Genomic DNA, 14,939 nt, shown 5'->3' with positions numbered 1-14,939 from the left:
ATGGAAATATCAGAGCCTGTGTTCGATAGATTATCTTTTGAACACTACATCAGATTGGAAGATTCTTATAAATACAATATTTTATTGTTATGTAGGATTGAAGGAAACACGGTCAGATATGGGTATTGGGCAAATATCATGAATAGAGTTCGTTACATATTTTTAAATGGGATGAATGAAAGGAATAACATATTACAGCATTGGACAAATATGCTTTTATGTCTATCTCGTTATATGTCCCAAAACCAAACTCTACTAAAAGTATTTGCTGTGATATTGGTACTTATTATTGTAGCTTTTTGCAGTCATCCCATCACTATTCTGGGCTGGATATCTTTCTTTGTGTTGATTTGGTATATAGTTTTTCTTCTACTACAGATTGAGGTTGATAATCATGAAGTGCTAGTATTTGAATTTGTGAATGAGAACAACAAGGTAGCAGGAGACAAATGTTTTAGATTCTTCTCAAAATATGACCGTGCGTCTAAGTTGGATTTTCTCATCGAACTTACAAAACGAACTTCGATTAATAGCGTTGAAGATCCTCATCGTTTCAACGATATTTTAAAAAAAATAAGAGATTGCACGGAATCAAATTTACCATTCTTCAAGGTCGTAATGACTTTTACCGTAGAAGATAATAACAGCATTAAATTAATACAACTATGATAGAACAATTTAAGGACAATTTGATAGCAGGTATTCAAACAGCTCCGGTACTATTTATACCTCATTATCATTTTACATATATAGATGAAATTATAGAATCAATACTATCTCCTAAAGAGAAAAAGTATTTTAATCTAAATATGGATTCTATATTAGAGTATAGCCTTGCCAATGGTCCAATAAATTTCAAGACAAAGAAAGCTATATCAGATTCGTTCAGTGATGGGTTATCTGGTTATATTAAGGAAATCATAACTCCTAAACCTGCTCCCGAAGACGCGACTGTAAAAGACAGAAGGATAGTAAAAGACGTACACCAAATCTTCTTGTTTAAAAACATACATAGTGAACTAACTGATGCAAAGACCCAGTACTTATTGCAGTCATTCGTTGAAAAATATGAGAGAGGAGAAGTAAACAATTTAAGAACCATTATAATAGTATCAAATTGTTTTGTTTCAGAACTACCCAAGGAGATTTCACGACTCTTCACGGTGGTGCATGTGCCTACTCCAGACCAAAACGACATAGAGGAAGAACTTGGCATTTCTGATTCAAAGATTCCCGAAAACTTGTGGTGCAGAAAAAGCAAATATGAAGTCAATGGATATATATTTGGCAAAAGTTTCTTTGCTGACGAGAAGGCTTTTAAGCATAACAGGAAGCAATTGGTAAGTGCTTTACATGGTATGCAATTGTATGATATTAGAAAAGTACTAACTACCATTCAGAAATTAGAGGATGAAATAAATCCAAGATATGAACATTCTCACTGTTCTTTAGCTGAACATATCTTAAGAGAGAAACGTCAGTTGGTTAACAATTCAAGTCTGTTAGACGTAATAGACCTTCAACCTGATCAAAAAGACAGAATTGGCAATATTGACAGTCTAAAACAGTTTATTTATAAGCAAGCTCAGGTCATTGATAATATATCAAACTATCCTCAAAATTTGCCTAAGCCTAAGGGAGTTTTGTTAGTAGGACCTCCTGGTTGTGGTAAATCAGAAACAGTCAAATCAATTGCGGCAATCTTTGATAAAACGTTGCTTAGATTAGATTTGGGCAAACTGATGGGGAAGTATGTGGGTGAAAGTGAACATAATTTGATAGAAGCCATAAGAACGGCAGAGGCTGCGCAGCCTTGTGTCTTGTGGATTGACGAGATAGAAAAAGCATTTGCGGGTTTTGGGAATAGTGATCAGAACAATGATATAACCATCACACGAATGGTGGGGTATTTCCTAACATGGATGCAAGAAAGAAAAAGCCTTGTTTATCTTGTTGCTACAGCGAATGACTTGTCCTGTCTTAGACCTGAACTTTTGAGAAAGGGACGATGGGATGAAATATTCTATCTGTCCTATCCTGACGCAAAAGGAGCAAATGAGATATTCCGAAAATGCTTGAAAAAATACGGTCTTTATCTAATGGATGGTAAAGATGAAGTCATTACCATTTCTGGTCAAATTAAAAATGAGAGTAAAATAAATGTTCTATGCGAAAAAATGTCGAGTTCGAATTTTAGTGGAGCAGAAATCGACAGTTTAATAGTTCAAGCATTTAATGAGGATTGGAATTTGTCAGACAACAAGACAGTGAAGTATTTAACAGTTTTGAAGTTAATAGATAAGGTTGCTGACAACAAGTCCAAATCCGAGGAAGAGAGTCTAAAAAAGACGATAGATGATATAGTTCTCGATTACAAGATTGCATCTTGTCAAAAGAATCTACCAAAAGAATCAGACATGAGAGAACTTTTGTCAAGAAAGTATAAGAAGAAAACTTCTGAACAGCTAATATCGGATTATAAATCAAAAGGTTACATATCTGCATCATGAAATATAATGAATTTACAAAGATAGAGGATATAATTTCTTTAATCAATAGCGATTGGGATTCTTTTAAACAAGATTTGGTTAATCAGAAAATCAAATCATGGGTTTCTGAACATAAAAGTAGAAATGATATATCTATGGCTATTGAAGAACAACTTCACGAGGATTGGGGGACGCTATATCCCTTTCTCTCAACATTGAGGATTTTTGAAGAATTCAAACAAATGGATAGAGATATTTCCGATAGGTTTCTTCATGAATTCAGGGAAAAACACTATTCGGATATTGAAGAAGAATATCGTATGTTTAGGTTAAGAAACAACAACGTTGACAAAATGTTTGGGAGTAAAGGGTCGTCTTCAAAACCGATTGTAGGGTTTCTTTTGGCCTCAGATGATGATATTGAGCCAAGTGTTTATGTTTTATACGATGGTATAAATACTTTTGGTTCTGGTAGCCATCCAGAAGATTCTACATTCCAACAAATTGTCACAAAGGAAAGATTGCTAAGAAACAAACATTTTACGATAGAAGTCTCAAAGCTGATGGAACCCAAGTTACATGTAATCGAAGGTGATGCTTTTAGGTTTGAGTCTAATGGTCACTTTAGATCTGGTGTTGTGGATTACAGGTCACATTTAGTTTTGGGAAGTCTTCATTTAAGGATTTTAGAAAATTTCAATTAATTATGATTAGTATATTTATCAATGAATTCACCAATCTGGTTCATGTTTACGATGGAACAGAATTAAGAAAAACTTTTGAGTATCAAGACGATTCTTTTCTCAAAGAGTGGAATACCTTTCAAATAGTGTATATATCAAAGAGAGATTCTTCTACTGATATTTTTGATAATCATTATAAGAAGGATTGGGTTAGCAGATTTGAAAAGTCGATTAAAGTTGAGGGGAAACTGTATCTGTGGTTTATGTCTAATGACATGTGTTTTGTACCTCTAAATAATATTGATGAAGCAAAGACAAGTTATCAGTTGAAGCAAGATACACATGTTTTTGTAGGAGGAACTGTAGATGGTAATTACAAACATTATACCTATAATGATTTTTATCAAGTTCTTATTCAGTTGTATTGCCATAATAACGAGGAAAAAGAGTGCACAGATATTAGAGACTGTCTATTGGGTATCACAGAACAGATAAACGCATTATCAAACAAAGTGACTTCTATTATAGAAGAGTTGAATAATAGTAATGATAAAGCCGAGGTTGAATCCTTAAAAGACGAATTGTCAAAGTATAGAAATGACTTCTATTTTAAATCAGTACAACGCCAAGGTCTTGATGCCATGATTGAAATATTGGAAAGCATGTGCACATTATTATACAACTCCCGTTCTAAAGGTACTGAGGTGACATGTGCTATTGAACATGGAGTAGAGTTAATTAAACGTGCATTACAAAAAAACTTCAAGATAAAATTTGTTACTTCTTCTGATGGCGACATATATAATGAAGAAAGGATGGTGGCCTATCCTACCGAATCAATACAAACCAATGATGACCAGTTAAGTGGCCATGTTGCAAAGTCTGTGTCACCAGCCATTTATTGGACTCTTCCTCGCATCAATTCTTCAGATGTGGATTTCTTATACAAAGAGGAGACAGTAATTCTATACATGTAAGAAATATGAGTGTTTTAGGAATAGATCTTGGTACGACTTATTCGTGTGTAGCATCGTGTGATTCAAAAGGGCATGTCGAAATGCTTACTTTTGAAAGAGAAAAATCTCCTACAATCCCATCAGTTGTAGCATTTCAAGATGATGGTACTCCATTTGTAGGCCAAAAAGCTAAAAACGGATTGATGATTAATGCGGAGAAAGCAATAGATACTGTTAAAAGAGAAATGAACAGCGAATATTGCACGAAAGACATTAAAATTAATGGGATATTCCGAAAAGTATCTCCAATAGAACCATCTTCTTGTATTCTCCGTCATTTATTTTACAATGCGAATAAAACTATTCGTGAGATATTTAATGATAAAGAAGCCTCAAAGGCGGTTGTTACAATACCTGCAGCATTCAATGACAATCAAAGAGAAAAGACAAAATTAGCTGCAGAACTTGCTGGTATAGAAGTGCTTGGATTACTTCAAGAACCAACAGCTGCGGCAATTGCATATAATATCAAACCGGAAGAAACTATCTTGGTTTTTGATTTAGGAGGAGGCACACTTGATGTAAGTATTGTAAAATATGAAAAGGATAAAAGTAATTCTTATTCGGTTTTAGGCACTCCTGCTGGTGATGTACATCTTGGTGGCAAGGACTGGGATGAAGCTTTAGTTCTTCATGTTCTCAGAAAAGCAAATATAGACCCGGAGACAATAGATAAGCACGGGCGATATTGGGCTCTTTTGATGCACGAAGCAGAAAATCGAAAGATTGAATTAACAGATAACCTTGAAACCAAGTTTTCTATTACGCTGCCAGATGTCAATAAAATAATATCTGTAAGGAGATCAGAGTTTGAGACAATTACAGCGTCATTGGTAAGAAGAGCTGTTGAGATAGTTGATAAAGCAATTTCTAATGCCAATAATGCAATCATTGATAGATTTGTGCTCGTTGGCGGCTCTTCTAGAATGCCTATGATAATTAAAACTCTTGAAAAAGAATTCCTTAGTAAAATCTCCAATAATCGTTTGCTAAAGGATTGGATATCTTTGGAAGATCCTGATTATGCGATAGCAAAAGGTGCTGCCAAATACGCAGGATTACTGATAAAAAAGAGCAAGAATGACATTAACGTAAATGATAAGACCACAAGGTCATATGGCTTTAAAGCTATGCGACAGGCAAAAGAAATAGTATTGAATATCATCTACGCAGATGATGACTGCGTTGTTGATAATAGATCCTTTTCTTTGACAACAAGGCGAGATAATCAAGAAAAGCTGGATATAATAATTGTTGAAAACGATAGCAATAAAGATGAAATCGATTATGATTGTTATAATCCTCTAGTGAAAAAAAGTCTTCGTTTGCCTCCAAACACACCTAAAGGAACTGATGTTGACTTTATTGTGAGTAGGGACAAAGATGGAATCGTTCACGTTGAAGCTGGGTGTGGGAAAAACATTCTTTCTTTTCAGGCAAAAGAGATAGCTGAAGAAATAATAATTCAACAAACAAAAGAGACAATAAATAAAATGATTAACAAAGAAAAGTAGTTTATTATGGGATGGTTTTCTTCATTAGTTGACGGTGCAAAGAAACTGGGCAACAAAATCAAAGAAACTTATCATGAGGTCAAGGAAAAAGCAAGAGACCTATGTGATAGAGTTAGTACTCGACTAGAAGAATGGAAAGACAAGGCCAAACAGAAGTACGAGGAAGTTAAAGTAAAGGTAAAAGATAAAATTCGCGAATTCGAAGTTCGATGGAAACATCCAGGTTATGTGCCTTCAGCTCCAGATCAAAAAGCCGCCAGAAGGTCAAAAGAGTATCTTGATACTCGATTTAGAAATGGTGTAAAGGAAACTTTGAGAAATCAAAGTCCTACAGAACGAGTAGATACAATGCAAGAGGTTGTAAGGGAGGCTTCAGAAATCTTAGACGTAAAAGTAAGTAGAGTAGAATATTATGAGCCAGACAAAGAGCACTGTGGAACATGTGGCTTTTTTGACAGGACAGACAATTCGCTGCACCTCAATGCTTATATGGTTACAAGTGATCATGCCGAGTTAGCAGCAGAGCAGGTATATACAATATTTCATGAGTTAATACATGCAAGACAATGGGCTGCCGTTACAGGTAAAAAGGATTATGGTTATTCTGCTGAAACCCTTTTAGAATGGGCTAACAATTTTAAGCACTATATCCCTCCTACAGAAAGTGATAGAGATTATCGTAGGCAACCCCTTGAAAGAGATGCGTTCGGCTTTGAGGCGATTATAAAGGGAGAAATTTCAATTGAAGAATTTAATAAATATAACAATAAGTAATATGAAAGCTATACAATATATCAAATTGTTCAACTATCTTAGGGATATTGAAGAATTGGAGGGCATCCAGATTTTTCGAACAATCAATAGAGTAAGGAAATTGCCGAAAGAGTTTTTGATTGAAATAGATAAAATTCTTGAAGGGAAAGAACCTAACCTTGCTGTCGAAGGAGTATCTTACGAACAGCTACGAGAGAAAGATGGAATGCGTCCTATTCGTGCCATTCTATTTCTTGATTGGGTACGTACAGAACCTGAAGCAGCTTTTTCTTATATGGCAGAAAGTGCGCATAGACGTGCTCCTATTCAACCCCTAAACAAGGACGAAAAAGAGGAATTGGATGCAGCAATAGAACGTCTAAAGAAACAGGTCAAAGAAGTACCTCAGCCAGAACCGGAGATTGACAAATCAGAGGATGATATCGTTATAAATGATCCTATTGATAATGAAAAAGAAGTGTCTCAACCAGAACCAAATAATGACAAGTATAAGGAGAATGTCGTTATAGATGATTCTCATAATAATGCAAAAGAAACGCCACAACAAGAACCTGAAATAGACAAGGCTAATGATTGTGTCGTAAAAGAAGATTCTGCTGAGAAAGAAACAGGAACTCCCACAGACAAACAGGAGGTATAAGAAATCTAAATGAAGCATTCTTCTGGCCAAACTCATTTGAGTATAGGCTGAAGAATGCTATTGTTTTTGCACTATTAGTTAATATAATCTTATACAAGTTTCTCCTGGTCGATTTAAAGAAATCCCGTATTTATTTTGGAACTAATCATACTAACATACTTCATATGCAACTTGGGTATCTAAGGAAAAACGAAGTAAGAAGTTAAAGTTTATAAGTACAAGTATAAAAGACATGGCACTTACAAATAATATTTGGAATTGGTTCAAGTCCTCCAAGGACGAGACAATAGACACCTGCCACCCTCTCTCCATAGAGTTAGAGCGTCAGATTGGCGAGCAGATATACAATGCCTTGCAGGGCAACATTGTAGAGGAAGTTCTGCGTGAGATAAAGACCTCATCAAGTAGCGATGCCTATTGGCGAAGCAATATGGAAGGACACAGTCTGAAGGTGGAAAAAGAGCTGCTCCCTGACTTCTATCAGCTGTGCCATGAGGTGAAAGAGAAGTTGGGGGTAAAAGATAAAGTGGACTTCTACATCACGGGTGATTCATCAGTGAATGCGTTTTCTGTTGCTGCAGAAAGCGAAGGAGAGCCACATATTGTAAACATCAACTCGGCTCTCTTCGATTTGATGACGACCGATGAACTGCGGTTTGTTGTCGGGCACGAGCTTGGACACCTTCTTAATAAAGATACAGCATTGGCGCGTCTGATTCAGTTTGTGTTTCCACCAAATGCGGAAGTGCCAGTAACCTTGCAATACAAAATAAGGTTGCATGAGCAGTTGGCAGAATTGGTGGCTGACCGCTATGGCTATATGGCAGTGGAGAACCTCGATGTGTGCGTGATCGCATTCTTCAAGATGGCTTCCGGTCTTGACTTGGTAAAGATGAATGTGAGCATTGAAGCATTGCTTGCAGACAATAACCGCAGGTTGGAGTACTTCCTGAAAGACAAAGGTATGAGTAGAGCTTCACATCCCGTCAATCCAATCCGTGTACAAGCCCTCAATCTGTTTGCCAAGTCGAAATCGAAAGAGGATTTGGATAAGGGTATGGAAGAACTGATAGCCATCTTACTGAAAGTGGGCGACTGCGAACAGGACGAATATACGGCAAAGTTCATTGCGTCCGCCGGTCTTATTGTTGCGAATGCTGATGACAACATTGCGAAAGATGAGATAGACCTCATTATCTCTCAGTTGGCATCGTTGAAGATTTTCCCACGACAGTTCTTGGACGAGATAGCAAAGGGCGACGTGATGGAGACATTCAATGATGCGGTGACAAACCTGCTTCGCATCAATCCGGGTATGAGGGACGGAATGCTTCGCTATATGATAGCTATTGTCATGTCAGACAAGATTATAGCCAAGGACGAAGTAGAACTGCTATATAATTTTGGTGAGAGCATTGGGCTGAGCAAAATCGAGGTTGCCAATGCTATTGCGGAATCCATCCAGCAAAGCTATGTGCCGAGCTTGGATGCAATTTGTTGATTTGTAATGAACATAGAAATAAGAGACGCTAAGATAGAGGATGTCGAGATAGTAGCATGGACTGTCTTGACAGCATTGGACATGGAGACGGATGAAATGAAGAAGTTCATCGACTCCTGTTCGGATGAAAGTACCATGTACTCTTGGAAAAACTCCATTGTTGCCCTTGTAGATGGTGTGGCTGTCGGAAGCCTTATAGCTTACGACGGACGGAGTTACCTGCAACTGAGGCATCGTACATGGGATAGTCTTTGGGACGATATGGACAAAGACTATTTGAGTAAGGTGGAAGCAGAAGCACGTGATGGCGAATTCTATCTTGACTCAATGGCCATCCGTCCAGAATATAGAGGTATGGGTATCGGCAGGATGCTGATAGAATATGCCATCGAGAAGGGCAAGAGATTAGGCTGCGCCTATTCATCCCTCTTAGTGGACAAGGATAAGCCCAAGCTGGAGGCATACTACCAAGCCATGGGCTTTGAACGATTTGGTGAAATGGAATTTTTTGGTCACGATTATTATAGAATGAGATATGCTAAGTAATATAGATCTTGATTGGTCTTGGATAATAGAATCATTTGGTATTATTGGTTTATTATTCTTTGCCTATATATGGATTTTCAAGCCTGTTGAGAAAGACAGATGGATGTATGGTAATAAACCATTGGTGATGGTTGCAATCATTTCTGCATTTGTTTGCTGTTTTGCATTATCATTATGCCTTGTAGGAGAGTTTTTTAACAGTGACAAAATCGTACATTGGCGTGATGATGATGGTCCGGAAAAAGAAGCTATAGAACATTGGTGGGCGGTAATCAGTCAATTTACAGACCCTGGTAATTTACCCTCCGCATATGGAAAGGGGCGAGTAATCGCATTTATAAGTGCAGTCTCTGGCATCGCATGTTTGTCAGGTCTGTTGGTTTCTTCTATCGTTAATTATCTGTCTCGTCGTTCTCTAAAATGGAAACAAGGCATGATACATTACAACCGTTGTTTTAAGGATTATGTGGTTATCATCGGATGCAATGAACAGACGGCAAATATTGTCAAACTCTCGCTTAAACGAAAAGATGTCAAATATATATTGATACAAACAAGGCAGGATGTTGAGAAAATGCGAATGAGGCTTGACCTTGACCTTGATAAGAATGAAGAAGATAGACTTGTATTTTATTTTGCAGAGCGAACATCTCGCGAAGACATAGAGGCTCTGCATTTAGAGAAAGCAAAAGAAATCTATATCTTGGGTGAAGATGTACATGCTGACAATGAAGAAGATCACGATGTATTCAATATCAGCTGTTTGGAGAACATTTCCGAATACTTTAAGCATGTCATATTAAAAGACAAGAAGAAGGTTCATGTAAGCCTTGAATATCAAAGTACATTTACGGCTTTCAAGTCAACACATATATACAAAAGTTTAGACAAGAATGTCGAATTCCTCCCATTCAATATACATGCAATTTGGGCGAAGAAAATTCTTGTTGATAACTTTGCTATAGTTCCTGTTGGCAAAAAAGGCGAGGTTAAGGTTCAGAATTACATACCAATCGATTCCTACGATGGAATAAAAGCCGATGATGACAAAACGATACATCTCGTAATAGTCGGAATGAACCAAATGGGTACTGCTCTTGGAGTCCAAACGGCTTTGCTTGCACATTTCCCCAATGCTCATAGAGACAAGAATCTAAGAACAACAATTACCTTCATTGACGATCAGGCAAAGAAAGAAGGTGAATACTTTAGAGGAAGATTTGCCACAATGTTTGATTTGTGTCGTTATAGAGTGGTTGAGATAGGTAAAGATATTTGTGGCAAGAAAGAATGGTATGACCCTTTGAGTCAAGATGGCGACGGCAGATATAAACATCTTGGTGAAAATGGGAACTTCATGGACATTGAGTGGGAGTTTATTCAAGGCAATGTGGCTTCTGATGAAATCAGGAAGTATTTGGTAGATGTTGCACAGGACAAAAACAAGATTACGACAGTTGCAATATGCTTCAATCACCCACAGCGTTCAATAGCTGCTGCATTATATCTGCCTGAGATGGTATATCGCAGGGCATTGCAGATATTGGTTTATCAACAGAACAGTTTTGACTTGGCCAACAAAGTGGCTGATGGAGAAAAAGTATGGAAGCGTTATGAAAAGCTTCGCCCATTCGGCATGATAGAAGGAAGCTATACAGAAGATGCATTCGATAATTCTATGGCCAAAATCCTTCACTTCCTTTATGCTAATAACAAGATTGGGATTAGGAATCATGGTGATAATCAGCAGGTAACATATCAATACCAGGAAATAGAAGATATAAGCTCATACGAAGAAATAGATTTTGATTTCGCACGAAAAATTAACAATCTGTGGAACCAGCAGGGCATTGTCGATAAACTTTCCAATATAGATATGGTGGATAGTATTCCCATGAAGTTACGTTCATTGGGAACAACTATAGATGACATTAGTGACTTTACATCCGAGTTGAAAAAAGGGAACAATCTGGAACTAATGGCAAAGGCTGAACATACCCGATGGCTAACTGAAAGAGTTACCATGAATTTTAGGCCATTGGATAATGTTGAAGCTGAATGGTTGCTATTTACGAATAAGGACTTGGATGAAAAAAAACGCAAGAAGGAAAAGAAGTTCAGAAAAGAGAAAAGCCGTGCTCATCTTGATATTTGCTCAAACACTACATTGAATGAGATAGATCCAGGTGTACACTATAATGACATTGATGTAGTTTGCTATATACCACAGCTATTGAAATACAGAGAGTGGATAAATGTTATGAGACTGGCTGATGAAAAGTCCCGCCACTCCATAGCTGGCAAGTTGCTTGGCGATTTTGTCATTTCCAAAGGTGATGGCGGCAACCATTTCGCATTCAAACTAATCGAAAACGGCGACAAGAAATTTTGGATGATGGAAACTGCTGTCTCTCAGCAACAATGGGAAAGCATCATGGGCAATAATCCTGCACAGGATAATGGAACTGACAAAGGACAGGATGACGAAAGTCTAAAAGAGAAGAAATATGTTGGTAGCAATCTACCTGTTATCAATGTTTCTAAAAATGACATTGAAGATTTCCTGAAGGTTCTCAGAAAGATGACAGGACTCCGTTTTGATTTGCCTACTAAAGAAGAATGGGAATATGTGGCGAGATGCACAGCGGAAGAAATAACTGAGAAAACACGCATTGAGGATGCTTTCCGAATAAACAAAGGGAAAGAAGGGAAAAAAGACAGAAAAGGACCATGGCTGGTTGACGACAACAAAGATTTGCAGAGAAACAGCTTGGGTGTATATAATATGATGGGTAATGTTTGGGAATGGACAAAAGAGTCCCCTGAGGATAATCCCAGTTGCTATTTCTTCTGCGGTGGTAGTTGGCGTTTCCGTAAGCTACATAGCGACATAAAAGGCAACTATTGGTATTCGTTCTGGAAGCCAATTCTAAAATCTGATGATATTGGTTTCAGAATGGTATGGCGATTTGACATGCGTAATATTGAAGCTGACAAAGAGCGAGAGGTTGTAGATTTATTAGATAAGGTGGCAACCAATCCAATTGATGAACAAAAGACGATGTCTGCAAATGATATTGTTAAGCTCACTGGTATGATACCTGTGGAAACTGGTTATTTCCTTATGGGAACTGAGAACAATGATACAATTGGCAAGTACAAGAACCCGCTTTTCCCGGAAAATTGGATAGACGAGAATGCAGATGAAGAAGAAACTCCCCATCATTTCGTAAAAATCAATAAGTTCTATATCTCAGCGACACCTGTAACTCAAAAATTATGGAATGCCGTAATGGGTATTGAGGCAAAAATGAACCCAAGTGATAACTTAGGAGACAATAAGCCACAAACCAATATCAGTTGGGATATGATAAAATACCAATTCCTGCCTAAGCTGGAAGAACTGACAAAGTTGAAATTCAGGCTTCCGACAGAAGCTGAATGGGAATACGTTGCCAAAGGTGGACATAAAACTAAAATATGTAAGGAGTTATCAAAGATATTCGATAACGAAAGCATGACAGTTGATGAGAAACAATTAGCTGCATATAAATATTTAGCAGAAGAAGGTCATAAGTATTCCATGTACAGCGGTACGGATGATGCAATGGATTTAGATTTATATATTCATTCAGCTACCGCAGGAGTAAAAGACAGGATGCCTAATGAACTTGGCGTTTATGACATGTCTGGCAATATCTGGGAATGGTGTGAGGACTATTATCAGACCGATTTCTATAATGATTGCATTGAAGGTAAGGGAGATATTGCACAACAAGGCAAACAGGATGAGTATAGGACTAAAGGTTACATAACTGACCCTGTATGCAAGGATGAATCTTACGCAGCTCACACATTTAGAGGCGGTAGCTTCAGATTTGATGCCAAAAGTTGTAGAAATACGAGCGTAAATTTCTGGATTGATACAGATACAGACGATGACTTAGGTTTCCGTTTGGCATTAGACAGCAGTTATGAAAGCTCTTTGAATGGGTTAATAAAGGGGAAAGAATGAATTGGTTGATACTTATATTGGCTGCATTCTTCGAGATTGGATGGCCTGTAGGCTTCAAAATGTCGAGCCTGCATCCTGAGAAATTCGGGTTGTATATCGCTCTTGGCTCATTGAGCATGTTGTTGAGCGGCGTCCTATTTTACTTTGCACAAAAGACCATACCAATTGGTACCGCCTATATCGTATGGACAGGGCTTGGTGCCATAGGGACTTTTGTGATAGGGATATGGCTCTTCGGAGATACATTCTCCGCATTGAAGATGTTCTTTGCCCTTCTGATACTCGTTGGTATTGTGGGTATGGAGGTTTGTAGCAGATAACAGATGTTGGAAAGAGTACAAAGAATCGCCTTGGCTCGCATATTGTCAGACCTCATTGAGGCTGACTTTATCGTAGAAGAAAAAGAGATGGACTTCTTTGAGGAGACTATCTCTAAGGATGGTTTCAACATCAGTGAATCCATGCTTGTAGAAGCCAAGAGGATGGATTTTGCGAAAGCCATGTCTATTCTCAAAGAACTGGATGGAGAGACAAGAGAAGAACTTGTAAAGACCTTGAAACGCCTCTCTTTGTCAGATGGAACGTGTGTGCCGTTGGAAGCAGTCTTAATATATTGCGTTATCATGGCTTTGACAGAAAATGCTAATGTCTTTTCTGTGCCGTCTGAGGGTATCAACATGGAGAACATGACCGCCGTATATGTAGAAAACACAGAAGGAACAGATATAGATGCTGCCATTCTCAACCAACTGAAACAGATTGAGGAAGAGTTTGCCAATGCAGGCTTTGACTTCATCTATATCCCCAGTGTTGTTGATGATTTTAGAGCGTTGGGTAAGAAATATCTGCATAAGGTGGTGAAATACATGATACCATCTGCTTCTACTCTTCGCATAGATGAGATTTGCTATAGTCTGTGTAATCTGAGTACCTCACGCTTTTGCAGAGACTTGTTATACAAGAAGATTGGTGTAAATCTTATTGATTCCAATCCCTCACTACTCATAAAAATCAACGAGTCGGACATTATCGATTCCTTTGGCGATGATGATGCAGAACGGACGAGATTCAGCAATTTCCTCCAGATTGAGTTGACCGATGATGTGATGAACACCATACATCGGTTGGTGAACACCTATAGAGAAATGATCAATGCCGATATTGTGGCAAAGACACGGTCGAGAAGCAACAAGTTCCTATATTTTGGCTTTCATCGTTCGCTCTTTGACTTGATTGCATACGGCAAAGAGAAAAAAGATTGCCGGCTTGTATTTGATTTCTCAACGCATACGGCAAAGGTATATTTTGAGTCTATGGATTGTGATGAGAGATTCATACTAAAACTCAATCCCCAAGAGGCCGCCTTATATATGATGATAGTTCGGAAATCGTTGGAAGGTAACGGACTCGACTGGCGTGAGCATATTCCAAAGGCAGAAAAGAAAAAGTTGTTAGGTGAATACAATAATATTTACAGCTATATAGGGAAAGGCAATATCGTGAATGAATATAAAGACAGAACACAAACCCATCATATCAAGACAAGAATCAAGGTGATGTCGGGATTGGCAAATGCGGAAATGTTCATTCCTGAGCACGTAAAATGTGGTTTGATGTCTTTCTATAGGATAAAAGCCCCAAAAGAGTATGTTACTTTCATTCTTCCCAAAGGGGAATCCTCGTTTCCAACGTTGTAATTTTCGTCTATTATGACAAGAGTATTGTAATTTTGCATTCAAAGAAATAGAAAATTGAAAATAG

12 protein-coding genes are annotated in these 14,939 nt (G+C 37.8%); all 12 read left to right on the top strand.

The window, feature by feature from the left end:
- Nucleotides 1–669 carry a hypothetical protein gene (locus CIL02_RS04870; RefSeq protein WP_094399511.1) on the top strand — a complete coding sequence of 223 codons (669 nt, stop codon included), beginning with the start codon at nucleotides 1–3 and terminating at the stop codon, nucleotides 667–669.
- Nucleotides 666–2,510 (top strand): AAA family ATPase, encoded by a 1,845-nt coding sequence (locus CIL02_RS04865; protein ID WP_094399509.1) that lies wholly within the window; start codon nucleotides 666–668, stop codon nucleotides 2,508–2,510. Before CIL02_RS04870 ends, CIL02_RS04865 begins: the two co-directional genes overlap by 4 nt.
- The gene (locus CIL02_RS04860) at nucleotides 2,507–3,193 is read left to right on the top strand and encodes a hypothetical protein (RefSeq protein ID WP_094399507.1); all 687 of its coding nucleotides are present in this window, start codon (nucleotides 2,507–2,509) and stop codon (nucleotides 3,191–3,193) included. Before CIL02_RS04865 ends, CIL02_RS04860 begins: the two co-directional genes overlap by 4 nt.
- A 2-nt stretch (nucleotides 3,194–3,195) precedes the next feature.
- The gene (locus CIL02_RS04855) at nucleotides 3,196–4,149 is read left to right on the top strand and encodes a hypothetical protein (protein ID WP_094399505.1); all 954 of its coding nucleotides are present in this window, start codon (nucleotides 3,196–3,198) and stop codon (nucleotides 4,147–4,149) included.
- A gap of 5 nt (nucleotides 4,150–4,154) precedes the next feature.
- A complete protein-coding gene (locus CIL02_RS04850) occupies nucleotides 4,155–5,702 on the top strand; it encodes an Hsp70 family protein (protein WP_094399503.1) in 1,548 nt (515 codons plus the stop codon).
- Nucleotides 5,703–5,708: 6 nt separating this feature from the next.
- Complete coding sequence (locus tag CIL02_RS04845; RefSeq protein WP_094399501.1) at nucleotides 5,709–6,476, top strand: YtxH domain-containing protein; 768 nt, start codon at nucleotides 5,709–5,711, stop codon at nucleotides 6,474–6,476.
- 1 nt (nucleotide 6,477) lies between these two features.
- A complete protein-coding gene (locus tag CIL02_RS04840) occupies nucleotides 6,478–7,116 on the top strand; it encodes a hypothetical protein (protein ID WP_094399499.1) in 639 nt (212 codons plus the stop codon).
- A gap of 232 nt (nucleotides 7,117–7,348) precedes the next feature.
- Nucleotides 7,349–8,617: a M48 family metallopeptidase gene (locus CIL02_RS04835; protein ID WP_094399497.1), complete on the top strand. Its 1,269-nt coding sequence runs from the start codon at nucleotides 7,349–7,351 to the stop codon at nucleotides 8,615–8,617.
- A gap of 6 nt (nucleotides 8,618–8,623) precedes the next feature.
- Nucleotides 8,624–9,163 (top strand): GNAT family N-acetyltransferase, encoded by a 540-nt coding sequence (locus CIL02_RS04830; RefSeq protein ID WP_094399495.1) that lies wholly within the window; start codon nucleotides 8,624–8,626, stop codon nucleotides 9,161–9,163.
- Nucleotides 9,153–13,178: a formylglycine-generating enzyme family protein gene (locus CIL02_RS04825; RefSeq protein WP_094399493.1), complete on the top strand. Its 4,026-nt coding sequence runs from the start codon at nucleotides 9,153–9,155 to the stop codon at nucleotides 13,176–13,178. The genes CIL02_RS04830 and CIL02_RS04825 overlap by 11 nt, the downstream gene beginning before the upstream one ends.
- Nucleotides 13,175–13,498 carry a multidrug efflux SMR transporter gene (locus CIL02_RS04820; RefSeq protein ID WP_042517689.1) on the top strand — a complete coding sequence of 108 codons (324 nt, stop codon included), beginning with the start codon at nucleotides 13,175–13,177 and terminating at the stop codon, nucleotides 13,496–13,498. Before CIL02_RS04825 ends, CIL02_RS04820 begins: the two co-directional genes overlap by 4 nt.
- A 3-nt stretch (nucleotides 13,499–13,501) precedes the next feature.
- Nucleotides 13,502–14,875, top strand: a complete 1,374-nt coding sequence (locus tag CIL02_RS04815; RefSeq protein WP_094399491.1) for a hypothetical protein — start codon at nucleotides 13,502–13,504, stop codon at nucleotides 14,873–14,875.
- Nucleotides 14,876–14,939: the final 64 nt, after the last annotated feature.

Source organism: Prevotella sp. P3-122, assembly GCF_002251365.1.
Lineage (GTDB): Bacteria > Bacteroidota > Bacteroidia > Bacteroidales > Bacteroidaceae > Prevotella.
The sequence above is the reverse complement of the archived record's forward strand: the minus strand, read 5'-3'. Positions and strand labels throughout refer to the sequence as shown.